The following is a 21757-nucleotide window of genomic DNA, read 5'->3' as shown; positions in this document are numbered from 1 at the left end:
TCACTCCGCATAAACCCGGCGGGGGCCGTCGGGAGCCGATCACCGAACGGGGCGCGTCCGGCCGCCGGAGAGTCGCTCGGCCGGGGAAGGACGCGCTTTTATCCGCGCCACGTGTAGCGTCGCGCATGGCGAAAGTGAGCGTCGGCCTCCGCGGATGGCGGTTCGACGAGGAGGAGATATTCACCGGCGACGGCGAGCTCAAGCCGCTCGACGAGATTCCCGAGGGGCCGCGCGAGCGGCTCTTCAGACTCGTCGGTCTGGTCGAGGAGCCGTGCGACGTCTGTTACCTCGAACACGGCGAGAGCGAGGTCCACCGCTGTAACCAGGCCGAGATCGTCTACGGGGAGCCCAACGGCGAGGTGCTGCTCTGCCCCGAACACGAGCCCGAGTTGATCTACTGGTACCGCGAGGAGGGCGGCAGCGAGCACGCCGGCGGCCTGGAGTTCGGCGACCGCTTCCACGAGTGGGTCGCGGCCGGCAACGAGGCCCCGGAGGGGTACGGCTCCGTCGAGCACGTCGAGGAGGACCCCGACGGGCTCCCGGACCTGCCGGACCAACAGGAGATCCAAGAGCGCGTCGAGCAGGACTTCGAGGGCGACCGGATCGACATCCTCGAACTCGCCGGCGAGGGAGGCGACGGGAGTTCCGAAGACGACAGACTGAGCGAGGACGACCTCGACGACGTCGACCTCTCGACCGACTACCCGTCGAACCGATGAGCGGAGCGGACGAGGGCGAGATCGCCGACGGGGACTCGGCGGCCGGTGAGGACGACGACGCGACCGGCGATGGCGACGACGCGACCGGCGATGGCGACGACGCGACCCTCGAGAGCGACGGCGACGACGTCGCCCGTGAGACCCGCCGCGAGCCGGTCGTGGTCGTCGTCGAGCCGGAGACGCCCGGTAACGTCGGCACGATCGCCCGGGCGATGAAGAACTTCGGCCTCTCCGACCTCAAACTGGTCGACCCGCCGGAGCTCACGGAGGACGGCGAGGCGTACGGCTTCGCCGGCCACGCCCGCGAGGACGTCCTCCCGAACGCCGACGAGGTGACGTTCGACGAGGTTGTCGAGAACTACCACACGGTCGGCACCACCGCCATCACCGGCGAGGACGACCGGAGCCACGAGCGGTTCCCGTTCAAGACCCCGGCCGAGCTCCGGGAGTCGCTGAAGGCCGTCGACGCGCCCACCGCGATCGTGTTCGGTCGGGAGGGCCGCGGGCTCAACAACGAGGAGCTCTCGCGGCTCGACGAGGTGTGTTCGATCCCCGCGGACGACGACTACCCCGTCCTGAACCTCGGGCAGGCCGCGACCGTCCTGCTGTACGAGCTCCGCGAGCTCACCGTCGACGAGACGCAGCTCCCGGACACCGCGGTCACGCGGGCCCCCGAGGGCGACGTGGAGCGCTTCCACGAGTTCTTCGGCGACTTCCTCGAAGCGACCGGCCAGCGCGAGCACGTCCGCGAGAAGAACGCGCTCCTGATGCGCCGGCTGCTCGGGCGCGCGCATCCGACCGAACGGGAGGTACACTCCCTCTTGGGGACGTTCCGGAAGGCGAACGCGAAGCTGGAGCACGCGGAGCACCTCGCCGCGAAGTACGACGAGCCGGTGTACCCGCGGGAGCGATAGCCGTGAGCGACTCGCTCCGCGACGGTGACCTCTGGGCGGGCGTGCGCGACGTGTCGCCGCTGATGCTCGGGATCGTCCCGTTCGCGCTCGTCGCCGGCATCGCCGCGGTCGACGCCGGCCTCGGGCTGGCGGAGGCGGTCGGGATGTCGGTGATCGTGTTCGCCGGCGCCTCCCAGCTCGCCGCGCTCGACCTGCTCGGGTCGAACGCCCCGCTGGCGGTCGTCGTCGGCACGGCGGTCGTGATCAACGTCCGGATGGTGATGTACTCGGCCTCCATCGCGCCGTACTTCGCAGACTACGGCCGGCGGCTCCGAGCGGGCCTCGCGTACGTGCTCACCGACCAGGCGTACGCCATCTCCGTCGCGGAGTTCGAGGAGAACCCCGGGCGGAGCCACTGGCGGTACTACCTCGGCGCGGGGGCGTCGCTGTGGGTGGTCTGGCAGATCGGGACGGTCGTCGGCGTCGTGGTCGGCGCCGGCGTCCCGGACGCGTGGGGACTCACGTTCGCGGTGCCGCTCGTCTTCCTCGCGCTGCTCGTCCCCGCGATGAAGGACCGGCCGACCACCGCGGCCGGCGTCGCAGCCGGCGCGGTCGCGGTCGTCGCGGCCGGGCTCCCGCTGAACCTCGGGCTGCTCGTCGGGGCGGTCACCGGCATCCTCGTCGGCCTCGTGACGGAGGCGCGAGAGCGATGACGGGCGCACCCCTCGGCGCGCTCACGCTCGGCCAGTCGGGCGGCCTCGGCGCCTCCGCGCGCGTCTGGATCGCCATCCTCCTCATCGGGGTCGCGACCTACGGGTTCCGGCTCTCGTTCATCCACCTGTTCGGCCGGATCGACGAGGTGCCCGCGCGGATAACACGCCCCCTGCGGTACGTGCCGCCCGCGGTGCTCGCCGCGCTCGTGCTCCCCGACCTCGTGACGCTGCGCCCCTCGGTCGCCGCGACGCTCCTCGACGACCGTCTGATCGCGGGCGCCGTCGCCGGCGTCGTCGCGTGGCGGACAGAGAACGTGTTCGCGACGATCGCGGTGGGGATGGCGACGCTGTGGCTGTTCAGGTTCGTCGTCTTCGCGTGAGGCGTTCGGTCCGGCCGCCGCAGGACGCTTTTACTCGATCCGCACCGAGTAGCGCCGCGCGAGGAGGGCGACCGCGACGGCGCAGACCGCGGCGAACGGGACCGCGGTCGCGACGCTCACGAACCCGCGGGCGGGCGGCACGGCGTACGACACGGCGGCGACGGCGAGGAGCGCGTAGCCGAACGCGGCGATCCCGAGCAGGGTCGGCCGGGCCCGGGGCGAGCGCCAGAGCCGCGTCCGCGTCGCGACCCCGGTGACGATCCCGGCCGCGAGGCCGACCGGCAGCCCGACGATCGCCGAAAATGCGATCCGGGCAGCGAGCGCCTCGGTGAGGACGGCGGCGACGACGAGGAACGTCGTGAGCGCGACGCCGAGCGCCGCGAAGGGGCGGAGGTTCATAGAGCACGGATCGGTGGCTCACGGCTTAAATGACGCACCTGATTCTCAGTTCGGGGACCGATCTATCGCTCGCGCTCCGTGAGCCGGTCCGTCGAGGCCGCTTCGCGGTCGGCGGGCCGGTCCCCGGCCGATCCCGCTCCCCCGGCCGCGGAACCGAACCGGGACTCCCGCTCGGCCTCGCGCTCGCGAACCGCGGCGATCCGCTGGGCCGCGTCGGCGAGCGCGTCGAGCGCGGCGAACGCGCGGTACCCGAGGTAGAGGCCGACCGGGAGGAAGACGCCGACGATGGCCCCGAGCAGAATCTGTGCGACGATCAACGCGGAGTAGACGAACGTCAGGAGGGCCACGGCCGCGACGACGATTCCGGTCCGCGTGCGGAGGGCCTCGGAGGGAGAGAGCGGGTCGTGCGCCATGGGCGTCGCTACCGACCCGAGTCACTTAAAAATAAACGCGGAGCGGACCGTCGCGCCGCGGTGCGGTCGCGTTCAGTCGTCGGCCGGGGCGGCGGAGTCGCCGGCGGAGACGCCTGTTCCCGGGCCGATGTCGATGCCGAGCGCGTCGAGCTTCTCGTCGGGGACGACGCCGTCGACCCAGCCGCGGGTCTCGTAGTACTCGGCCTTCATCTCGTCGAGCTCGCAGAGCTCGCCCTCGCTGGCGCCCGTGCCGGGGATGGCGTCCGGGTGCCCGTCGATGAAGCGGTTCGGCAGCGTGTCGTCCGCGCCGTCGAAGCCGGCGAGGTTGTTGAAGTAGCGCTCGAGGTTGTAGACGCGCTCGCCCGCCTCGAACAGCTCGTCCTCGCTCACGTCGCGGCCGGTCATGCCGTTGTACTGGAGGACGTACTCCTCGATCCCTTCGGCGAACGCGCTGAACTTGCAGATGTCGAACGAGTCCGACACGGCGTGTAAGTCCTGGAAGGTGGCGGTGAGCTCTCCCTTACCCTCCCACTCGTACGGGTCGACTTTCTCCGGGATGCCGAGGATCTCCGCGGCCGGCGTGTAGCCGCGCAGGTGGCACGCGCCGCGGTTGGAGGTCGCGTACGCGATCCCCATCCCCTTCATGCACCGCGGGTCGTAGGCGGCCATCGTCTGGCCCTTCACGGAGAGCTTGTTGCCGTGGGCGTCCTTCGCGTCGGCGACGCGCTCGGGCCCCTCCGCGAGGAGGTCGCCGAGGTCCGAGGAGCGGTGGCCGATCTCGTCGAGGAGGTCGATCATCGTCTCGGAGTCGCCCCAGTCGAGGTGTCCGACGCCGTCGAGCTTCCCCTCCTCGCTCATCTCCATCGCCATCGCCATCATGTTGCCGGACTCGATGGTGTCGATGCCGAGGTCGTTACAGCGCTCCAGCATCAGCGCGATCTCGTCGCGGTCGGTGTGGCCGGAGTTCGGGCCGAGCGCCCACGCGGACTCGTACTCGTACGACTCCGTGCGGACGTTCATTTCCTGGCCCTTGTGCGTGACGTTGACCTCGACCTCCTTCTTGCACGCGACAGGACAGGAGTGACACGTCGGCTCGTCCACGAGGATGTTCTCGCGGACGTTCTCGCCGGAGACGCGCTCGGCGTCGACGTCGACGCCCTCCGCGTCGTTGTACGCCTCCGTCGAGGTGTACTTCGCGTTCTTCGAGGGGAGGCCGTCCATCTCCTCGGTCGCGTTCATCAGGACGTTGGTGCCGTACATCGAGAGCCCGCCCTCGTTGGGCGCGGTGACGTCGGATTCGCGGATGACCTCCATCGCCTGCTGGTAGCCCTCCTGGAACGTCTCGGGGTCGGCCGGTTTCGGCATGTCGGTGCCCGATTTCACGACGACCGCTTTGACGTTCTTCGCGCCCATGACGGCGCCCGTGCCGCCGCGGCCGGACGCCCGGTCGTCCTCGTTCAACACGCAGGCGTAGCGGACGCCGTTCTCGCCGCCCTGTCCGATCGCCATCACGGAGAGGTTCTTCCCGACGGAGCCGTCGACCTCCTCCCCGAGCGCGTCGATCGTGTCGTGGACGCCCTGGCCCCAGAGGTGAGAGGCGTCGCGTACCTCGACCTCGCCGTCCTCGACGAGCAGGTAAACGGGGTCGTCGCTCTCGCCGTCGAGCAGGATCCCGTCGAGCCCGGCCCACTTGAGCCGGGCACCGGACCAGCCGCCGTGGTGCGAGTCGGTGACCGTCCCCGTCAGCGGGGACTTCGTCACCAGCGCGATCCGGCCGCTCATCACGGTCTGCGTCCCCGTGAGGGGGCCCGTCATGAACGCCAGCCGGTTGTCCGGTCCCAGCGGGTCCACGTCCGGACCGGCGTCGAAGACGTACTTGACGCCCAGCCCGCGCGCGCCGATGTACTTCTCCGCGTCCTCGTCGTCGATTCCCTCGTAGCTGACGTCGCCCTCGCCGAGATCGACCTGTGCCACTCTGTCTCTGTAGCCGCCCATTTCAGTCATGTAATGCTCGTTCATTATAGACGGACCGTAGCGGGTTAGTTGTTCACCTCTCGGGGTAGCCGATACCGGTTACGTTGCGTCGGACGACGGCGGGTCAGGTTATATAAACAACTCGCGCTCGGGACGGCGTCGAGATACGAGGACGACGGCGCGATCGGGGAGTCGGCGCTCGACGGCGCGGGCGCCGTACGAGCGAGCGGTTTCGGCGGGGCGCTCGCGGCGACGGCGGTCACCGACAGGCGTGAACCCTAACTTCCCGCGAGGCGAACAGCGTTCGTGACGCGTTCCGACCGCGACCGCCCGGTCGACTCCGACCGTCCGAACGCGGCCGCCGAGCGGACCGCGGATCGCTCGCGACGCGTCGCGGTCGCGTTCGCGGTCGTCGTGTTCGCCGGATCGGTGGTTCCGATCCCCGCGGCAGCCTCGGGAGGGGGCACGGACGCCGTCGGCGTCCTCGGCGCAATCGTCGGTGCACTCCCGAGCGAGGTCGGACTCACCGCACCGTTTCACTTCCTCGGCTACGCGGCGCTCGCGGCCCTGCTCGTCCGCGCGGCGGAACGGGAGCCGCGGGTCGTGGCGCCGCGAGTCGGCGCGATCGCGCTCGCAGCGACCGCGGCGACGGCGTTCGGGTTCGGGATCGAACTCGTACAGGCGCCGATCCCGTGGCGGTCGTTCGCGTGGAGCGACGCCGCCCTCAACGCGGCCGGTGCGACCGTCGGCGCCGGCGGGTACGCGCTTCGTCGCGTTCGGTCGGACGAGCGAAGCGACCGCTGACGGCGCGGGCGGCCTCGGGCTGCGGGTCGGCGATGACGACACGGCTTTACGCGCTCGCCCGCTTCCTCCGGTAATGAGCAAGCCGAGCCCCGACGCGTACGAGCAGGGGCGCGGGATGGACGCGCACAACGCCGTGATGCGCGACATCCGCGCCGAGCGCTCGGAGACGTACGACCCGACGCAGCCGACCCGCGTGTGGATCGACGAGGACAACACCCCCGACGGGGTGGTGAACTCCCTCACGATCATCCTGAACACCGGCGGCTGCCGATGGGCCCGCGCCGGCGGCTGCACCATGTGCGGCTACGTCGCCGAGTCGGTCGAGGGCGGGAGCGTGGCCCACGAGGCCCTGATGAACCAGATCGAGGTTTGTCTCGACCACGAACGCGAGGAGGCGGACGCGCCCGCCGAACTGATCAAGATCTACACCTCCGGCTCGTTCCTCGACGAGCGCGAGGTGCCCGCGGAGACCCGCCGGGCCATCGCCGAGACGTTCGCGGACCGCGACCGGATCGTGGTGGAGTCGCTGCCGGACTTCGTGAGCCGGGAGAAGATCGGCGACTTCGCCGACCACGGGATCGCGACCGACGTCGCCGTCGGGCTGGAGACGGCCACCGACCGGGTGCGCCACGACTGCGTGAACAAGTACTTCGACTTCGCCGACTTCGAGGACGCCTGCGCCGAGGCCGCCGCGGCGGACGCCGAGTTCGCCGCCGATGTGGGGATCAAGGCGTACCTCCTCATGAAGCCGCCCTTCCTCGCGGAGCCGGAGGCCGCCGCCGACATGATCGACTCGATCCGGCGCTGCGCCGACGTCGACGGCTGCCACACCGTCTCGATGAACCCGACGAACGTCCAGCGCTACACGATGGTCGACGAGCTGTTCTTCGAGGGCGGCTACCGGCCACCGTGGCTCTGGTCGGTCGCGCACGTCCTCGAGGAGACCGCCGACGTCGACGCGATCGTCGTCTCCGATCCCGTCGGGCACGGCTCCGACCGCGGCGCGCACAACTGCGGCGAGTGCGACGACCGCGTCCAGACCGCGATCAAGGACTTCGACAAGCGGCAGGACCCGAGCGTCTTCGAACAGGTCGCGTGCGACTGCGAGGCGACGTGGGAGCACGTGATGGCGGCGGAGACGAGCTACAACATGCCGCTGGCGCGGTAAGGCCGGTCGATCGGAACGGACGGTGACGGACGCGGGTCGTGTTTATTCAACTTTCAGAAACGATCGTAACGCTTCGAGCCGAATATTGGCGTATTTTTGATTCACAGATCGGAATATACCGAATGATCGGGTCGAACAAGACCCATATACGTCCGGATACTACGGGGAGACATGAACGCAGTCGCTAGCGGCCCCCGGTCGTCCCGCCGGAAGTCGGTCCTCTTCTGTGCGGAGTGCAGCTTCCAGAACCCCGTCTCGGAGGGGTGGCTCGTCGTCAGCGACGGCGACGAGCGCACCATCGTCTGCCCCGAGTGCGGTCACGTCGCCGACCACCGCACGGAGCGGTCCGCGCCGTCGCCGAAGCGCGCGGACTGAGGAATCCGAACTGAGCGGTCCGCGGTCGGCCGACCGAGTCCCTCCTATTTTCGCTCCGGTGCCCGCTCCGCGAGCGCCGGGATCTCGTCCAGTCGCTCCGAGTCGAGCGCGTCCCAGTCGATCCCCGACGGGCGCTCGTAGGGCGTCTCGGTCCGGACCGTGCGCTCCGGCGTGACGATCAGGTCGAGCGGGACGTCGTGAGCGTCCGGCTCGGGGAGCGCGGGCGTCGAGACGCCGTCCTCTCCGTCGCCCGCGTCGCCGAGCGCCGACTCCGGCCCGTCGATCACGGACAGCTCGTGGACCGTGGTCGCGACTATCGTTTCGTCGTCGCCGGACTGCGTCCGGCTGCTAGAGGCGCTTTGCGCCTCTCTGTCGACCGCGTCGAGCTCGCTGAGCACGCCCCACTCGAGGTCGCTGTACCCCTCGCCCTTTCCGATCCGCGCCCCGTCGGTCGCGACGGCGACGGAGCCGGCGACCACGAGGTCGACGTGCGGGACGTCCTCGGGGGCGACCGGCGTGCCGTGCGTCGAGATCCCGGAGACGGTAGTGGCGTCGACGATCGTCGGGCGGTCCGCGTCGCCGTCGTCGGACGTCTCGTCGTCCGGACCCGCGAGGTCGCCCGGGTCGAGCCGGAGGAACGGGTCCGGGTCGCGCAGCCGCGGCTGCGCGACGTACACCGTCTTGCCGGCGCGGAGAGCGGCGCGCCTGACCGGGAGCTGCGGCGCGTCGGGGTTGCACTTGAGCGTCTCGGCCGCGGCCCACTCGTCGGTCTCGGTCAGTCGCTCGCACGCCGCGTCCGCGCCCGCAAAGTTCGGGATCCGGTCGTGCGGCGGGAACGGGAACCGCGCCTGGTCGCCCGCCTCGAACGCGTCCCAGACGGCCTCCCGGACGGCCTGTTTGTCCATGCGGGAGGGAGCGCGCCCGGCGACAAGTACTCCCCGAACGCGGCCCGACCCGGCGGGCGTCGCCGGTCGCGGCTCGGGCCGACCCGCGACCGATCGACCGACCGGGCGACAGTTACCGCCGCGCTTATGTATCAGATCGGTGTTGATTCGGCGTATGTTGGAAGACGGACTCTCGTATCCGATACGCGGCGACTGGATCGGCCGAATCGTCATCGGCGGCGTGCTGGGGTTCCTCTCGGTGCTCGTCGTCCCGGCGTTCCTCATCGTCGGTTACCTGGTGCGCGTGCTGGAGAAGACGATCGGCGGCGACGAGGTGCCGCCGGAGTTCACCGACTGGGGCGACCTGCTGATGACGGGCGTGATCGGGACGATCATCACCCTCGCGTACACGGTGGTCCCGGCGGTCGCGTACGGCGTCATCGTCGCGGTTGTGGCCGGGACGAGCGGTGCGATCGGCGGAGATCTCGGCGCGCTCGTCGGCGTGGTCGGCGTGCTGCTGGCGCTGGCGTTTATTCCGGTGTTGTTCCTCGTCTACTACGCCGTCCCCGCCGCGCTGTCGGCGTACGCGGCCCGCGGCGAGCTGGGCGCCGCCTTCGACCTCGACCTCCTGAAGCCGGCGCTTTTCAGCACCGAGTACCTCGTCGCGGTGCTCTCGCCCATCGTCGTGGCCGTGGTCGTCTGGATCGCCACCGCGGTGCTGGCCGTCACCGTCGTCGGCCTGGTGCTCGTCCCGTTCGTCCAGTTCTACGGGCAGGTCGCCGTCTTCCGGATGTTCGGCTCGGCGTTCGCGGCCGTGAACGACAGGATCGAGAGCGGCTCGGTCGGCGGGGAGACGGTGACGGTCGACGACGACGCCGGCGCCACGGCCTGATCGGGTGGTCGGAGAGCAGCGACCGCGGCCCGGCGGTCGTGACAATCTCGATCCGGCGGGCGCGACGATGTTTTTTGAATCGGTCAGCCCTCCAGAGGCGGTCAGAAACCGGCCAGTCGTCCACGCGGGGCGTAGAAAAAGTCGCGGTCGGCCGCGCGGTCAGGTCGGCCGCGCGGTCGGATCGACCGCGGGTTAGTCGTCGTCGGTGGCCGACCGACCGCCGGCTCGAACCGTGCGGGTCGCCGCCACGTCCTTCCGGTTCGCGTCGAACTCGGAGAGCGCGTACACCAGACCGACGAGCGTGGCCACGCCGATCGGGAGCAGCACCAGCGGCGTGATCCGGGTGGCGCCCCACACCGTCAGCAGCGACGCGGCCACGATCAGCACCGTCGTGGCGTAGTAGATCTGGGTGCGGACGTGATCGATGTGGTCGGCGCCGGTGAACGTCGACGAGAGGATCGTCGTGTCGGAGATGGGCGAGCAGTGGTCCCCGAAGATGGCGCCGCTGAACACGGTCCCGATCGCGACGGGGAGCAGCGCCGGCGTGGCGCCGCCGACGCTCCACGCCAGCGGGACCGCGATCGGCGTGACGATCGCCATCGTTCCCCACGAGGTGCCCGTCGAAAACGCGATGAACGCGGACGCCAGGAGCACGACGACGGGGAGCAGCGTCGGGGTCACGAAGTTCTCCGCGATGTTCGTGACGTAGATCCCCGTGCCGAGCGCGGTGGTGACCGTCCCGATCGTCCACGCCATCACGAGGATCGTGAGCGCGGTCAGCATCATGCCGAAGCCGTCGATCACGGTCTCCATCGCCTCGTCGAGGTTGGCGAGGCCGCTCCCGACGCCCATGACGAGCGCGACGGCGACCAGCGTGAACGTTCCCCACAGGAGCGCGTCGACGAACGCCGCGTTGCCGGCGATCTCGAACACCGACGCGCCGGGCTCCGAGGCCCCGAGCCCGGTGTAAGCCGCGCCGCCGATCACGACCGCCATCAGCGAGAGCGTCGGGACGGCGAAGAACCGGAGCTGCGGCGACTCGGTGAGCACGTCTCCGAGACTGTCTTCGGCGCTCTGCATCGGGATCGCCCCGTCTCGCAGGAGCTTCCCCTCGGTCGCCGAGCGGTGCTCGGCGTCGAGCATCTCGCCGAAGTCGCGACCGGTGAAGACGACGATCCCGACCATCACGACGGCGAACAGGCAGTACATGTTGAACGGGATGCTCTGTAAGAACAGCGCGAACGCGTTGGGGACCTCGCCGGCCTCGACGGAGACGCCCGCGGCGCTGTACCCCTCGCGGATCATGCTCAGTTGGTACGCGACCCAACTCGAGATCCCGAACGTCGCGACGGGCGCGGCCGTCGAGTCGATGATGTACGCGAGCTTCTCGCGGGATATCTGCACCTCGTCGGATATCTCTCGCATCGTGGTGCCGACGATCGCCGTGTTCGAGTAGTCGTCGAAGAACCACAGCATGCCGAACAGCCACGTCGCCCCGCCGACCTTCCGTTGGCTGTCGAGCCTGGCGGTCACCGCGTCGGCGATGGCGTTCGCCCCGCCGAGTCGCCAGATGAGCGCGACGCCGGCGCCGAGGAACAACACGATCAGTATGATCTTCGCGTTGAACGCGCTCTCGCCGATCGAGGAGACGAGCCAGTCCAGCGTCTGCGCCACGCCGTGGCTCGTCGTGAAGATCACGCCGCCGGACCAGATCCCCAGGAACAGCGAGAGGACCGGCTTCCGCGTCACGATCGCGAGCACGATCGCCAGGAGCGGCGGCACCAGCGAGATGGCACCGAACGTCTCGGCGCCCGTCATGCGCCTCCCCCCGAGCGATCCGGTCCGAGCGAGGGAGACGACCGGCCCTCGACGGACGATCGCGACCCTCGTCGCACGCGTTCCGGCGCGTTGACGCGGGGTTGCTCCGGCTTCGTCGGACCGATACGACGGTTACGAGCCCTCGTCGAGAGCACCATGTTACTATGACCCACACCGAGTCGAAGGTTATAAATATATTGGAAGTTTCACAATAAATATTATATGGGATGTGACATTATTCGGCTCCGGTCGACGTGACGTCCGGTTCTCGGCCGACGACGCGCCTTTTAAACCGCTCAGTCGCTCATAAGCGCGTATGTTCGAAGACCGGCCGGACCGCGACGCCGAGGTCGTCCTCGTGGGGCGCTCGAACGTCGGCAAGTCCACGCTGATGCGCGAGCTGACGGGTCACGACTTCTCGACCGGCGGCAAGCCGGGAGTCACCCGTCAGCCGAACCACTTCGACTGGGCCAGCGAGGGATTCATGTTCACCGACCTGCCCGGGTTCGGCTTCATGTCCGGTGTCGAGGAGGAGCACCGCGAGGCGATTAAGACGAACATCGTTCGCTACCTGGAGGAGAACGCCGACTCGATCCTCGCGGGCGTCGTGGTGATGGACGGGAAGGCCGCCGTCGACATCATCGACCGCCACGCCGAGCGCGGGAACATCCCCCACGACGTGGAGATGTACGGCTTCCTGGAGGACGTCGGCGTCGAGCCCATCGTCGCCGTCAACAAGACCGACAAGATCGACGACCTCGACGAGCGGCTCGACGAGATCTGCGACCGGCTGGGGCTGTACCCGCCGTGGCAGCAGTGGTCCGACCGGATCGCGCCGATGTGTGCGAAACGCGGCGACATCGAAGCGTTAGAGGAGTGCCTGCGAACGCGCTTCCACGAACACAACCGCGACGACCTGCTGAAGTTCGTCTCGTAATCGATCGTCTCGGGTGGGGCCGCGAGTTCGGCTCTGAAGGTTGCAGGCGTTCGGTTATCTATTGTTGCTGATGGATCGATGGCGAACACCTCCAAAGCCCCAGCCGCTCGGATATACCTGAGTGACTGTAGATCGATGGCGAACACCTCCAAAGCCCCAGCCGCGAGGACTCGATGGGCTCGCTGCGGTCCTCGTCGCCGGCGGCAACGCCGCCGGCTGCCAGAGGCGCGAAGCGCCTCGCTGTCGCTCACTTCGTTCGCTCCTGCGGTCCTTGCGTCTTCGCCCTCGCGGCTGCCCCTTTGAATCCCGCCCCGCACAGCCCCGCACCTCACACCTCCCCAGCCTCGTCGCTGGCGCGTTCCGCGCCAGCGACTCCCTCGCGCGTGCTCCTCGCGCCCTGCGGGCGCTCGGAGGCACGCACCACCGCACCACCACAGCCGATTTATAAAGAGATAGGGTCGATACCCGAATCCGACCGTCTCAGAACTCGAAGCCGACCGCAGCGCGGTCAGGCCGGATCGGGCTCTTCGGGTACGGCGGCGACGCCTCGGGGTCGTTGAAGGGGCGGGGGGCCACGTCGTTGGGGGCGTCGGGGTAGAAGAGCGCGGCGAGCGTCTGGATCGCGGTCCGCCCGCTGGCCAGTTCGAACTGGCCGCCGCCGTAGCAGTCGATCCCTTCCTCCCGACAGTACGCGATCGTCTCGAACAGCGATTCGAGGGTGCCGAACCGGGAGGGTTTGATGTTGCAGTAGCCAGGGTCGACCGGAAGCGATTCGAGGCTCTCGACGCCGTCGATCGGGTAGTCGAAGGAGAGCCGATCGGCCTGCGGCTCGACGAGCGGGCTGGTCTGGGGCGTGAACGCCGGGTCCTCCACGATCGCGGCGGGGAACGCGGCGAACACGTCGCGGTACAACTCGGGGTCGGGCTCGGCGTCGACGTCGGTGCCCTCGTACCACCCCTTCAGATCGAGGATCCGGACGGCGTCGGTCTCCCGGAGCGTCACGAACGCCTCCTCCGGCCAGTCGGGGGTCGGGTCGAGCTTGAACTCCAGTTCGTCGTCAAGCGCGAGCAGCTCCTCGACGCGGTCGGTCGTCGGCGGCTCGCCGAGCCGGGTAGAGACGACGAATCGGACCGGGTCCGGCTCGATCCCGAGGAACTCGCCGAGCGACTCGTCGCGCTGTCTGAGCCCCAGGTCGAGGGCGGCGCTCTCCACGGCCCACCGGCGGTAGTTCCGAAAGTACTCCCGCGTGGGGGGTTCGTGCGCGAACAGGTCCTCGTCGTCGAGGCGAGCGGAGAGCTCGTCGATCGTCCACTCGCCCTCGATGTCGATCGGGTCGGTCCCGACGAGGGCGGCATGGTCCTCGGTCTCGTAGGTCACGTCCTCGCCGCGGCCGACGACGCCGTCGCCGGCGAGCCGGAACTCGGTCGTGGTGCGCTCGAACCCGCTGGTGGTCTCGCCGGTGTATCGGCGCCGGTCCACCGACTCGATCGTCACGGACAGCTCGGCGATCTCTTCGTAGGCGCTCATGAGTCGTCAGACGCCCTCGGAGGACTTAAATCAGGGATGCGGGCTGTCGCCGCCGGGAGTCTCCGCGTCATCGTCGCGTCCGTACCGCGACCGGAGCGACTCGACGTGCGTCCCGAGCGTCCAGAACAGCGGGACGACGGTGAGCGCGACCGCGCCGGCGGCCGCGACCTGCAGCACCGTGGTGGTGAACCACGGCGTGGCGTCGGCGTACGGCAGCGAGGTGTGGGTCACGCCGCCGGTGACGGGGACGAAGTAGTCCATCAGGAGGTCGACGGTGTACCACGCGGTCGCGACCGCGACCGCCTTCGGCGGAAAGTCCGTGATCCGGTGGAGGACGAACGCCTGCACCACCATCCCGAGGTGGCTCACGAGGAGGAACGCGTACAGCGGCGGCCCCGACGTCTCGACGAACCGCGGCGCGAAGACGACGAGCACGTAGGGGGTCCACAGCCCGAGCTTGATATTGCCGAAAAAGGCGAGCGTCGCGAGGGTGTCGCTCGACCGGCCGACCGCCCACGCCGCCAGCGCGAGCGCGATGAGCAGCGTCGCGCCCGGGCTGTCCGGGACGAACGCCCACATCTCGACGGGCACCTCTTGGAACTGGAATCGGTAGTACCAGAAGCCGAACGCGGTGCCGACGAGGTTGATCGCGACGATGACCCACGCGAACCGGAAGGCGACGTCCTCCAGCGCCTTCGGCAGCGGCGCGACCCACCGCGGCAGCGACTCGCGCTCCGGGGGGTCGCGTCCGAGCGCGCCGACGATGTCCATACGCTCGGGTCGGCCCCGCCTGTCAAAGCCGTGGCGGTCGCGGATCGGCCCGCCGCGTGGCTGGTCCGTCGGCCCTCGGCCGGACGAAAAGGGCTATGAGTCCCCGGCCGGAACGCTCGTGGTATGCGCCCGCGCACGCTGCTCGCGCTGCTGCTCGTCGTCCCCCTCGTGGACGCGCTGTTCCTGATCGTGGTCGCGACGCGGCTCGGGTGGGCGGTCACGGTCGCGCTGGTCGTGCTGACCGCCGTGCTCGGCATGCTCCTCTTGCGCGCCGAAGGCCGGGCGACGCTCGCGCGCGTCCAACGCAAGCTCGCCCGCGGCGAACCCCCGACCGACGAGCTGCTCGACGGCGGCCTGCTGATCGCCGCCGGCGCGTTCCTGCTCACGCCCGGGCTCGTCACGGACGCGGTCGGCTTCCTGCTCGCGCTCCCGCTCTCTCGGGTCCCGATCCGGATGGCGCTCAAGAGGTACGTCGTGGTGCCGTACCTCGACAGCGAAACCGGTGGCTTCGCCTCCGGCAACGTGTTCATCGGCGGGTTCCCCGGCGACGGGGACGGAGCCGGTGCGGGCGGCTTCACGATGGGGAGCGGGTTCGGCGGCGACGGGTTCGGCGACGCCGCCGGCGACGACCCCGACGACTTCCCCGGCGCGGACGGCGCCGGCGGACGCGGCGGCAGCGGAAACGGCGGGAGCGACGACGGCGGCGACCGCTTCGACGACCCGGACCACGCCGACGACGTGGTCGACGTCGATTTCACGGTCGAAGACGAGGAGTCCGAGCGAACCGACTGACCGCGAGACGGTCGCGACGAGGGGCGTCGAAACCGCGAGACGGCGGGGGAGTGTCGAAAGGAAACCCTTAAAATCCTACCCGCGCAACCACTGAATGCGCTCACCTGGGCCAATAGCTCAGTCAGGTTGAGCGCTCGGCTGATAACCGGGAGGTCCACGGTTCAAATCCGTGTTGGCCCACCTACTGCGCGCGGTCTTCGACCGTGCGGGATTGGTGGGCTGGGACTCCCCAGCCACCCAATTTCGTCGTTCTAACTCACCAGAGGTGTCGCTATCGATGTCAGTCGCTCGCCTCGGCTACTCGTCGGTCGTGCGATCGTCGACGCCTCTCTCAGTGGCCGCCTCGTAGCGACGCACCAGAGCGCCGACGTACCAGAACTTCAGTCCCATGGAGACCGCACCGGCGAGCGCCGTCCGCGCGGGCTCTTCGCGGGACGCGGCGAGGAACGCGTACGCCGTTATCGGGACGTTGAGGAGGTTGAGAAAGCCGGGGTACGAGAGGGTGAGAGTACCGTTCCCCCGTTCGGTCCACCAGCGTTCGGCGAGGACGACCCGGGTCATCCACGCGTCGTCGTCTTCGACGGGGGAGAACAGCACCGGGTTAATCACGGTGAAGACGACGGCGACGGCCGCGAGCCGCCCGTTCCGGTGATACACGGCCGCGAGGAGGGCGGGAAGCACGAGGACGCGGCTCCAGCCGCTCTTGGGGTTCGAGTGCCGTTTCCAGAAGGCGTCCCTGAGCGAGTCGATGCGAGGCATACGCGCAGAGTCGTCGGCGATCGATAAGTAGGTCCGCTCTCTCACGGGACCTCACGGACCGATCGCGGAGGCCCGGACGGTCCGATCGGAGAGAATCGCTCACTCCCCCGACCGAATACCTCCCAGCGAGATCCTCTCGGGCGCCTCGGGGAGGAGCCACGCCGGCACGACTCGCGTGAGCGCGACCATTCCCGCCAGCTCTACGAGCGTCTGCGTCACGACGACGGCGGGCGCCAGCTCGTAGCCCGCGGGAAGCGCTAACGCGAGCGGGAGCACGACCAGCGAGTTCCGCGTGACGGACGTGAACGCGAGCGCCCGGCTCGCCCCGACGTCGAGCCCGACCAGCCCGGCCGCGACCCGCGCGAGGAGCGGCATGACCGCGAGGAAAGCGACGTACACGGGGACGACCGCCGCGATCTGTCCGATCGACTCGCTCACCCGCGGGAACTGCGAGGCGACGACGACGAACAGCGTCGCGCCCATCGCCGGCACGGGGAGCCACCCCATCGCGTCCTGCCACGCCGCGCCGCGCCCGGACCGCTCCGCCCACGCCTCGGTGAGCCACGCCAGCGCCAGCGGCAGCGCGATGATCGTCAGGAACGCCTCCACGAACGGTCTCGCCTCGATGACGGCGGCGACCTCCCGCCCCATGAACAGCCAGAGGTACGCCGGCAGCAGCGCGAGCTGGACCAGCATGAGCGCCGGCGTGATCGCCGTGATCCGCTCCGCGTCCCCGCCCGCGAGCTCCGTGAAGGTGATCACGTAGTCGATACACGGCGTCAGCAACACCATGAACGCGCCGACGAGGATCGCGGGGTTCGCGGGGAGCGCCCGCGTCAGGATCCAGACGACGGCGGGGACGACGAGGAAGTTGGTCGCGAGCGCCGCCGCGAGGAACCGCCCGTCGGTGAACGCGCGCCGCAGGCGCACGAAGGGGATCTCGAGGAACGTCGCGTAGAGGAGAACGACCAGCACGGGGTCGATGAGCCGCTCGACGAGCGGCGCCGCGCCCGGCCGGCCGACGGCGACCGCCAGGGCGAGCGCGACGGCGACCGCGTAGACGGCGACCTGCCGGCGGCGCAGCGCCCGTTTGAGATCCATCTGCGGGCCCTTCGATGTTCGCGGACAAACGGCCTTCGTTTCGGGTCGCGTTTTCGACGACGACCGGGGGATCGACCCGCCGACGGCGACGACCGAACACTGAGTTCCCGAAAAGAGCGACGCAGAGCGTCCGAGGCGCCACTATCTTTAACAGATCGCGGAGTGTCATTGAGATTGATTATGAAGAAACTGATCAACGAACCGGACGACGTCGTCGACGAGATGCTCGACGGGATGACCGCGGCGTACCCGGACCGGCTCCGCCGGCTCCCGGACACGCAGGTGCTCGTCCGGGACGACGCGCCGGTCGAGGGGAAGGTGGCGCTGGTGACGGGCGGCGGGAGCGGCCACGAGCCGACGCACGCGGGGTACGTCGGCGACGGAATGCTCGACGGGGCGGCCGCGGGCGACGTGTTCTCCTCGCCGACCGCCGACGAGTTCGAGGCGCTCATCGACGCCTGCGACGCCGGCGACGGCGTCCTCGCGATCATCAAGAACTACGAGGGCGACGTGATGAACTTCGAGACCGCCATCGAGCTGGCCGAGATGGAGGGGGTCGAGGTCGAGAGCGTCGTGGTGAACGACGACGTCGCCGTCGAGGACTCGCTGTACACTTCCGGGCGCCGCGGCGTCTGCGGGACGATCCTCGTCCACAAGGCCGCCGGCGCGAAGGCCGCGGCGGGCGCCGACCTCTCGGAGGTCAAGCGCGTCGCCGAGAAGGTGATCGACAACGTCGGCACCATGGGCACCGCGCTCACCTCCTGCGTCACCCCGGAGAAGGGCGAGCCCACCTTCGACCTGGGTGACGACGAGATCGAGCTCGGGATCGGTATCCACGGCGAGCCTGGCACCGAGCGCACCGAGCTGATGCCCGCCGACGAGATCACCGACGCGCTGACGGAGGCGGTCCTCGACGACCTCGACCTCGACGACGGCCGGGAGGTGCTCACGATCGTCAACGGGATGGGCGGCACCCCGCAGATGGAGCTGTTCGTCGTCAACCGCCGGCTCCAGGAGCTGCTCGGCGAGCGCGGCCTGGAGACGTGGGACGCGTGGGTCGGCGACTACATGACCTCGCTCGACATGATGGGCGCCTCCGTCACCGTCTGCGCCGTCGACGACGAGCTGAAGGAACTACTGGGCGCGCCGGCAGACACCCCCGCGCTCACTCGGACCCAATGAGCGGGGAGGAAGACGGGGAGGCGGCGTCGGCGGGTGAGGCGACCGACGGCGCCGCCGTCGTCGCCGCGGTCGAGGCGGTCGCCGATCGCTTCGAGTCGGAGCGCGACCACCTCACCGAGCTCGACTCCGCCATCGGCGACGCCGACCACGGCGGGAACATGGCCCGCGGCTGGGCGGCGGCCGCCGAGGCCGCTCGGGACCTCGACGACCCCGATCCTCAGGCCGTCTGCAGGACGGTCGGGAAGACGCTCATGGCCGAGGTCGGCGGGGCCTCCGGCCCGCTGTTCGGGGGCTCGTTCGTGTTCGCGAGCGCCGAGCTCGACGACGGCGTCACCGCCGAGAGCGCCGTGGCGTTCGCCGAGACCTACCTGGAGAAGGTCGAGGACCGCGGCGACGCCCGGGTGGGCGACCAAACGGTGGTCGACGCGCTCACGCCCGCGGTCCACACGTTCAAGAAGTCGGTCGAGACGGACGACCTCCCGCCGCTCGAAGCGCTCGCGAAGGCGGTCGACGCGGCCGAGCGCGGCGTCGCGTTCACCGTTCCGATCCGGGCGCGGAAGGGGCGCGCCTCCTACCTCGGCTGGCGCTCGGTCGGCCATCAGGACCCCGGCGCGACGAGCGCGCTGTTCATCCTCGAGGAGCTGCTCGCGACCGCCGCCGACGCGCTCGACAGCGAGGTTCCGGACGTCGACGCGACCTCGCCGACGATCCCGGACGAGGCGCCCGAAGAGACGGCGGGCGACGGAGACGGCGACGCAACCCCGGAGGACGAGGACTGATGGTCGGTCTCGTCGTCGTCTCCCACAGCGAGCGCGCGGCCGAGGGGATCGCCGAAGTGGCCGCAGAGATGGCCGGCGACACCCGGATCGAACCGGTCGGCGGCGACGGGCGGGGCGGGATCGGCACCGTCCCCGACGCGATCGAGGCCGCCATCGACGACGCCGACGACGGCGACGGGGTCGTCGTCCTCGTCGACCTGGGCAGCGCCGTGATGAACGCCGACGTCGCCGTCGAGCTGAGCGACGCGGAGGCCGTCATCGCCGACGCGCCGGTGCTGGAGGGCGCGGTCAACGCGGCCGTCGCCGCCACCGACCCGTCCGCCACGCTCGACTCGGTCCGGGAGCAGGCCGAGGCGGCCCGGGGGATGGAGAAGCTCTAGCTCACCCTCGGTCGAGCCCGAGGACGTCCAGCACCTCGCTCCGGGTCTCGCAGGCGAGCGCCTCGTCGGCGAGCGCCCTCGCCTCCGCCGAGTCGATCTCGGTCACCCGCTCTTTCACCGCCGGGACGGTCACTGCACTCATGCTGAGCTCGTCGAGCCCGAGCCCGACCAGCAGCTCCGTGAGCGCCGGGTCGCCGGCCATCTCGCCGCACATGCCGACCCACGCGTCGGTCCCTGCGGCGGCCGACGTCGCGTGGTCGATCGCCCGCAACACCGCCGGGTGGAGGGGGTCGTGGTAGTCGGCGACACCGTCGTTCTCGCGGTCGGCCGCCATCACGTACTGCGCGAGGTCGTTCGTGCCGACGCTCAGGAAGTCGAGCCGCTCGGCGAGCGCGTCGGCGAGGAAGACCCCCGCCGGCGTCTCGATCATCGCGCCCAGCTCGGGAACCGCGTGGTCGACGCCCTCGGCGGCGAGGTCGGCGGCGACCGACTCGACCGCTTCCGCGGCCGCCTCGACCTCCTCGATCCGGGAGACGAGCGGGACCATCACGGCGAGCCCCTCGCCGTCGCCCTCGCTCGCGGCCGCCCGCAACAGCGCCCGGAGCTGCGTCTCGAACAGGTCGCGGTGCTCGTCGAGCGAGAGCCGGATCCCCCGTCGCCCGAGGAACGGGTTCGGCTCGGTCGGCAGGTCGAGGTACGGCACCCGCTTGTCGCCGCCGACGTCGAGCGTCCTGACGACCACCCGGTCGTCGGGAAACGCCGAGAGCGCAGTGTTCACTGCCTCGTACTGCTCGTCCTCGGTCGGCGGCGCCTCGCGGTCGAGGAAGAGGAACTCCGTCCGGAACAGCCCGATCCCGTCGGCTCCGCGGTCGGCGGCGGGCGCCAGTTCCGCCTCGCTCCCGACGTTGGCGGCCACCTCGACCGACCTGCCGTCGGCGGTCGCGACGCGCTCGGCGATCACCGGCGCCTCGTTCCCGCCGGCCCCCTCCCGCGTCTCCGCGTCGGGGTCGACGACGACTCGGCCGGCCTCGCCGTCGACGAGCAGGTCGTCCCCGTCTTCCACGTCGCGCAGCGACTCGCCGACGCCGACGACCGCCGGAATCGACAGCGACCGCGCGATGATCGCCGCGTGCGCGGTTCGCCCGCCCGCGACGGTCGCGATCCCGGCGACCGCGTCGGGGTCCAGCGCCGCGGTGTCGCTCGGGGTGAGCCGCTCGGCCAGCAGCACGGTCCCGTCCGGGAGGTCGCCGAGGTCGACGAGGGCGTCGGCGTCGAGCAGGACGCGCAGCAGGCGGTCGCGGACGTCCCGGAGGTCGTCGGCGCGCTCGGCCATCCGTCCGTCGAGGTCCTCGAACTGCTCGATCGCGGCCGCGAACCGGTCGCGGACGGCGTGTTCGGCGGGCGTCCCGTCGCGGATCGCCTCCTCGACGTCCCCGACGAGCTCCGGGTCGTCGAGGAACCCCTCGTGCGCGTCGAACACCGCGGCCTCCTCCTCGCCGACGCGCTCGGCGGCCCGGTCGCGCGCGTTCCGGATCGCCTCGCGGGCCTCGTCGCGGGCGTCCTCGAAGCGGGCCAGTTCGGCGTCGGCGTCGACTGCGGAGGGGTCGGGTCGGTCGGGGAGCGTCAGGTCGGCCTCGGGCCGGTACCAGCGCGCCGTCCCGACGCCCGCGAGCGGCGTGCTCCCCACGCCGGTGAGCGTCCTCACTCCGGGTCACCGCCGTCGGTCCCGTCCCGACCGCTCTCGGCGTCTCCGTTCCCCTCGACCTCGCTCGTGAGCAGGTCACAGACCGCGTCGAGGGCGTCGGCCGCGTCCGGGCCCTCGGTGACGACGCGGACCGACTCGCCGTGGCCGACGTTCAGTCCGCTCACCGAGAGCATGCTGTCGGCGCGGACCAGCCCGTCGTCGCCGTCCTCCGCGCGACCGATCGACACGTCGGCGTCGAAGCGGTTCACCGCCTGCACCAGCTTCGAGGCCGGTCGCGCGTGGAGGCCCGCCTCGGGGACCACCGTCACGGTTCGTTCCATGGGAACGGGTAGGCGAGGCTCGGCCTTATAAGTGCGTTCGGCCGACCGCCCCGTGTCGCGAGACCGCCCGAG

The 21757-nt window shown here is 70.2% G+C and carries 24 protein-coding genes and 1 tRNA gene; 14 read left to right on the top strand and 11 right to left on the bottom strand.

The window, feature by feature from the left end; all coding sequences use genetic code 11:
• The first annotated feature begins 125 nt into the window (after positions 1 to 125).
• The 4 genes from FGM06_RS07945 to FGM06_RS07930 all read left to right on the top strand — a co-directional run bounded on the left by FGM06_RS07945 (position 126) and on the right by FGM06_RS07930 (position 2705).
• A complete protein-coding gene (locus tag FGM06_RS07945; RefSeq protein ID WP_144798623.1) occupies positions 126 to 719 on the top strand; it encodes a hypothetical protein in 594 nt (197 codons plus the stop codon).
• Positions 716 to 1633: an RNA methyltransferase gene (locus tag FGM06_RS07940; protein WP_144798622.1), complete on the top strand. Its 918-nt coding sequence runs from the start codon at positions 716 to 718 to the stop codon at positions 1631 to 1633. The genes FGM06_RS07945 and FGM06_RS07940 overlap by 4 nt, the downstream gene beginning before the upstream one ends.
• Positions 1634 to 1695: 62 nt before the next feature.
• A complete protein-coding gene (locus FGM06_RS07935; RefSeq protein ID WP_144799919.1) occupies positions 1696 to 2325 on the top strand; it encodes an AzlC family ABC transporter permease in 630 nt (209 codons plus the stop codon).
• Positions 2322 to 2705 carry an AzlD domain-containing protein gene (locus FGM06_RS07930; RefSeq protein WP_144798621.1) on the top strand — a complete coding sequence of 128 codons (384 nt, stop codon included), beginning with the start codon at positions 2322 to 2324 and terminating at the stop codon, positions 2703 to 2705. Before FGM06_RS07935 ends, FGM06_RS07930 begins: the two co-directional genes overlap by 4 nt.
• Before the next feature lie 30 nt (positions 2706 to 2735).
• On the opposite strand, the gene FGM06_RS07925 is transcribed toward FGM06_RS07930, so the two are convergent.
• The 3 genes from FGM06_RS07925 to FGM06_RS07915 all read right to left on the bottom strand — a co-directional run bounded on the left by FGM06_RS07925 (position 2736) and on the right by FGM06_RS07915 (position 5521).
• On the bottom strand, positions 2736 to 3104 hold the full coding sequence (locus FGM06_RS07925) for a hypothetical protein (protein ID WP_144798620.1): 369 nt from the start codon (positions 3102 to 3104) through the stop codon (positions 2736 to 2738).
• Between the two features lie 62 nt (positions 3105 to 3166).
• Positions 3167 to 3517: a hypothetical protein gene (locus tag FGM06_RS07920; RefSeq protein ID WP_144798619.1), complete on the bottom strand. Its 351-nt coding sequence runs from the start codon at positions 3515 to 3517 to the stop codon at positions 3167 to 3169.
• A 72-nt stretch (positions 3518 to 3589) separates the two neighbouring features.
• Positions 3590 to 5521, bottom strand: coding sequence for an aldehyde ferredoxin oxidoreductase family protein (locus tag FGM06_RS07915; RefSeq protein WP_144799918.1), 1932 nt, complete (start codon positions 5519 to 5521; stop codon positions 3590 to 3592).
• 276 nt (positions 5522 to 5797) lie between these two features.
• Here FGM06_RS07915 and FGM06_RS07910 point away from each other — a divergent pair, with 276 nt between their 5' ends.
• The 3 genes from FGM06_RS07910 (at position 5798) to FGM06_RS07900 (ending at position 7838) form a co-directional block, all read left to right on the top strand.
• Positions 5798 to 6295, top strand: coding sequence for a hypothetical protein (locus FGM06_RS07910; protein WP_144798618.1), 498 nt, complete (start codon positions 5798 to 5800; stop codon positions 6293 to 6295).
• Positions 6296 to 6368: 73 nt separating this feature from the next.
• The gene (locus FGM06_RS07905) at positions 6369 to 7463 is read left to right on the top strand and encodes an archaeosine biosynthesis radical SAM protein RaSEA (protein ID WP_144798617.1); all 1095 of its coding nucleotides are present in this window, start codon (positions 6369 to 6371) and stop codon (positions 7461 to 7463) included.
• A gap of 171 nt (positions 7464 to 7634) precedes the next feature.
• Positions 7635 to 7838 carry a hypothetical protein gene (locus tag FGM06_RS07900; RefSeq protein ID WP_094522190.1) on the top strand — a complete coding sequence of 68 codons (204 nt, stop codon included), beginning with the start codon at positions 7635 to 7637 and terminating at the stop codon, positions 7836 to 7838.
• A 44-nt stretch (positions 7839 to 7882) separates the two neighbouring features.
• On the opposite strand, the gene FGM06_RS07895 is transcribed toward FGM06_RS07900, so the two are convergent.
• On the bottom strand, positions 7883 to 8743 hold the full coding sequence (locus FGM06_RS07895) for a 5-formyltetrahydrofolate cyclo-ligase (RefSeq protein ID WP_144798616.1): 861 nt from the start codon (positions 8741 to 8743) through the stop codon (positions 7883 to 7885).
• A gap of 154 nt (positions 8744 to 8897) precedes the next feature.
• On the opposite strand from FGM06_RS07895, the gene FGM06_RS07890 reads away from it, so the two are divergent.
• A complete protein-coding gene (locus FGM06_RS07890) occupies positions 8898 to 9614 on the top strand; it encodes a DUF4013 domain-containing protein (RefSeq protein WP_144798615.1) in 717 nt (238 codons plus the stop codon).
• Positions 9615 to 9806: 192 nt separating this feature from the next.
• Here the strand turns inward: FGM06_RS07890 and FGM06_RS07885 are convergent, their stop codons facing one another.
• Positions 9807 to 11432, bottom strand: coding sequence for a Na+/H+ antiporter NhaC family protein (locus FGM06_RS07885; protein ID WP_144798614.1), 1626 nt, complete (start codon positions 11430 to 11432; stop codon positions 9807 to 9809).
• Positions 11433 to 11748: 316 nt separating this feature from the next.
• Here FGM06_RS07885 and engB point away from each other — a divergent pair, with 316 nt between their 5' ends.
• Positions 11749 to 12369 (top strand): GTP-binding protein EngB, encoded by a 621-nt coding sequence (gene engB, locus FGM06_RS07880; RefSeq protein WP_094527126.1) that lies wholly within the window; start codon positions 11749 to 11751, stop codon positions 12367 to 12369.
• Between the two features lie 480 nt (positions 12370 to 12849).
• On the opposite strand, the gene FGM06_RS07875 is transcribed toward engB, so the two are convergent.
• Positions 12850 to 13896 (bottom strand): hypothetical protein, encoded by a 1047-nt coding sequence (locus FGM06_RS07875; protein ID WP_144798613.1) that lies wholly within the window; start codon positions 13894 to 13896, stop codon positions 12850 to 12852.
• A gap of 30 nt (positions 13897 to 13926) precedes the next feature.
• Positions 13927 to 14667, bottom strand: coding sequence for a DUF1405 domain-containing protein (locus tag FGM06_RS07870; protein ID WP_144798612.1), 741 nt, complete (start codon positions 14665 to 14667; stop codon positions 13927 to 13929).
• Between the two features lie 123 nt (positions 14668 to 14790).
• On the opposite strand from FGM06_RS07870, the gene FGM06_RS07865 reads away from it, so the two are divergent.
• Both FGM06_RS07865 and FGM06_RS07860 read left to right on the top strand, forming a co-directional pair.
• The gene (locus tag FGM06_RS07865) at positions 14791 to 15459 is read left to right on the top strand and encodes an FxsA family protein (protein WP_144798611.1); all 669 of its coding nucleotides are present in this window, start codon (positions 14791 to 14793) and stop codon (positions 15457 to 15459) included.
• A 106-nt stretch (positions 15460 to 15565) separates the two neighbouring features.
• Positions 15566 to 15639, top strand: a tRNA-Ile gene (locus tag FGM06_RS07860).
• Positions 15640 to 15756: 117 nt separating this feature from the next.
• On the opposite strand, the gene FGM06_RS07855 is transcribed toward FGM06_RS07860, so the two are convergent.
• Both FGM06_RS07855 and FGM06_RS07850 read right to left on the bottom strand, forming a co-directional pair.
• Positions 15757 to 16218, bottom strand: a complete 462-nt coding sequence (locus FGM06_RS07855) for a DUF6653 family protein (protein ID WP_144798610.1) — start codon at positions 16216 to 16218, stop codon at positions 15757 to 15759.
• A gap of 99 nt (positions 16219 to 16317) precedes the next feature.
• Entirely contained in the window at positions 16318 to 17319 is a 1002-nt protein-coding gene (locus FGM06_RS07850) for an arsenic resistance protein (RefSeq protein WP_144798609.1), read from the bottom strand.
• A 180-nt stretch (positions 17320 to 17499) separates the two neighbouring features.
• Here FGM06_RS07850 and dhaK point away from each other — a divergent pair, with 180 nt between their 5' ends.
• From dhaK to dhaM, 3 genes are read left to right on the top strand one after another with little or no spacing between them, the layout of a single operon-like run.
• Entirely contained in the window at positions 17500 to 18501 is a 1002-nt protein-coding gene (dhaK, locus tag FGM06_RS07845; RefSeq protein ID WP_144798608.1) for a dihydroxyacetone kinase subunit DhaK, read from the top strand.
• On the top strand, positions 18498 to 19280 hold the full coding sequence (gene dhaL, locus FGM06_RS07840; RefSeq protein ID WP_144798607.1) for a dihydroxyacetone kinase subunit DhaL: 783 nt from the start codon (positions 18498 to 18500) through the stop codon (positions 19278 to 19280). The genes dhaK and dhaL overlap by 4 nt, the downstream gene beginning before the upstream one ends.
• Positions 19280 to 19660 carry a dihydroxyacetone kinase phosphoryl donor subunit DhaM gene (gene dhaM / locus FGM06_RS07835; RefSeq protein ID WP_144798606.1) on the top strand — a complete coding sequence of 127 codons (381 nt, stop codon included), beginning with the start codon at positions 19280 to 19282 and terminating at the stop codon, positions 19658 to 19660. Before dhaL ends, dhaM begins: the two co-directional genes overlap by 1 nt.
• Before the next feature lies 1 nt (position 19661).
• Here the strand turns inward: dhaM and ptsP are convergent, their stop codons facing one another.
• The gene (ptsP, locus tag FGM06_RS07830) at positions 19662 to 21365 is read right to left on the bottom strand and encodes a phosphoenolpyruvate--protein phosphotransferase (RefSeq protein ID WP_144798605.1); all 1704 of its coding nucleotides are present in this window, start codon (positions 21363 to 21365) and stop codon (positions 19662 to 19664) included.
• Positions 21362 to 21685, bottom strand: a complete 324-nt coding sequence (locus FGM06_RS07825) for an HPr family phosphocarrier protein (RefSeq protein ID WP_144798604.1) — start codon at positions 21683 to 21685, stop codon at positions 21362 to 21364. The genes ptsP and FGM06_RS07825 overlap by 4 nt, the downstream gene beginning before the upstream one ends.
• Between the last annotated feature and the right edge of the window lie 72 nt (positions 21686 to 21757).

The organism is Halorubrum depositum (assembly GCF_007671725.1).
Lineage (GTDB): Archaea > Halobacteriota > Halobacteria > Halobacteriales > Haloferacaceae > Halorubrum > Halorubrum depositum.
Note: the sequence above shows the minus strand (reverse complement) of the source record. Positions and strands in the feature narration are given on the sequence as shown.

What these genes read in the sequence shown, in the direction of transcription:
- FGM06_RS07945 (WP_144798623.1), top strand. Translation starts at nt 126, where the DNA reads ATGGCGAAAGTGAGCGTCGGCCTCCGCGGATGGCGGTTCGACGAGGAG.
- FGM06_RS07940 (WP_144798622.1), top strand. Translation starts at nt 716, where the DNA reads ATGAGCGGAGCGGACGAGGGCGAGATCGCCGACGGGGACTCGGCGGCC.
- FGM06_RS07935 (WP_144799919.1), top strand. Translation starts at nt 1,696, where the DNA reads ATGCTCGGGATCGTCCCGTTCGCGCTCGTCGCCGGCATCGCCGCGGTC.
- FGM06_RS07930 (WP_144798621.1), top strand. Translation starts at nt 2,322, where the DNA reads ATGACGGGCGCACCCCTCGGCGCGCTCACGCTCGGCCAGTCGGGCGGC.
- FGM06_RS07925 (WP_144798620.1), bottom strand. Translation starts at nt 3,104, where the DNA reads ATGAACCTCCGCCCCTTCGCGGCGCTCGGCGTCGCGCTCACGACGTTC.
- FGM06_RS07920 (WP_144798619.1), bottom strand. Translation starts at nt 3,517, where the DNA reads ATGGCGCACGACCCGCTCTCTCCCTCCGAGGCCCTCCGCACGCGGACC.
- FGM06_RS07915 (WP_144799918.1), bottom strand. Translation starts at nt 5,521, where the DNA reads ATGACTGAAATGGGCGGCTACAGAGACAGAGTGGCACAGGTCGATCTC.
- FGM06_RS07905 (WP_144798617.1), top strand. Translation starts at nt 6,369, where the DNA reads ATGAGCAAGCCGAGCCCCGACGCGTACGAGCAGGGGCGCGGGATGGAC.
- FGM06_RS07900 (WP_094522190.1), top strand. Translation starts at nt 7,635, where the DNA reads ATGAACGCAGTCGCTAGCGGCCCCCGGTCGTCCCGCCGGAAGTCGGTC.
- FGM06_RS07895 (WP_144798616.1), bottom strand. Translation starts at nt 8,743, where the DNA reads ATGGACAAACAGGCCGTCCGGGAGGCCGTCTGGGACGCGTTCGAGGCG.
- FGM06_RS07890 (WP_144798615.1), top strand. Translation starts at nt 8,898, where the DNA reads ATGTTGGAAGACGGACTCTCGTATCCGATACGCGGCGACTGGATCGGC.
- FGM06_RS07885 (WP_144798614.1), bottom strand. Translation starts at nt 11,432, where the DNA reads ATGACGGGCGCCGAGACGTTCGGTGCCATCTCGCTGGTGCCGCCGCTC.
- engB (WP_094527126.1), top strand. Translation starts at nt 11,749, where the DNA reads ATGTTCGAAGACCGGCCGGACCGCGACGCCGAGGTCGTCCTCGTGGGG.
- FGM06_RS07875 (WP_144798613.1), bottom strand. Translation starts at nt 13,896, where the DNA reads ATGAGCGCCTACGAAGAGATCGCCGAGCTGTCCGTGACGATCGAGTCG.
- FGM06_RS07870 (WP_144798612.1), bottom strand. Translation starts at nt 14,667, where the DNA reads ATGGACATCGTCGGCGCGCTCGGACGCGACCCCCCGGAGCGCGAGTCG.
- FGM06_RS07865 (WP_144798611.1), top strand. Translation starts at nt 14,791, where the DNA reads ATGCGCCCGCGCACGCTGCTCGCGCTGCTGCTCGTCGTCCCCCTCGTG.
- FGM06_RS07855 (WP_144798610.1), bottom strand. Translation starts at nt 16,218, where the DNA reads ATGCCTCGCATCGACTCGCTCAGGGACGCCTTCTGGAAACGGCACTCG.
- FGM06_RS07850 (WP_144798609.1), bottom strand. Translation starts at nt 17,319, where the DNA reads ATGGATCTCAAACGGGCGCTGCGCCGCCGGCAGGTCGCCGTCTACGCG.
- dhaK (WP_144798608.1), top strand. Translation starts at nt 17,500, where the DNA reads ATGAAGAAACTGATCAACGAACCGGACGACGTCGTCGACGAGATGCTC.
- dhaL (WP_144798607.1), top strand. Translation starts at nt 18,498, where the DNA reads ATGAGCGGGGAGGAAGACGGGGAGGCGGCGTCGGCGGGTGAGGCGACC.
- dhaM (WP_144798606.1), top strand. Translation starts at nt 19,280, where the DNA reads ATGGTCGGTCTCGTCGTCGTCTCCCACAGCGAGCGCGCGGCCGAGGGG.
- FGM06_RS07825 (WP_144798604.1), bottom strand. Translation starts at nt 21,685, where the DNA reads ATGGAACGAACCGTGACGGTGGTCCCCGAGGCGGGCCTCCACGCGCGA.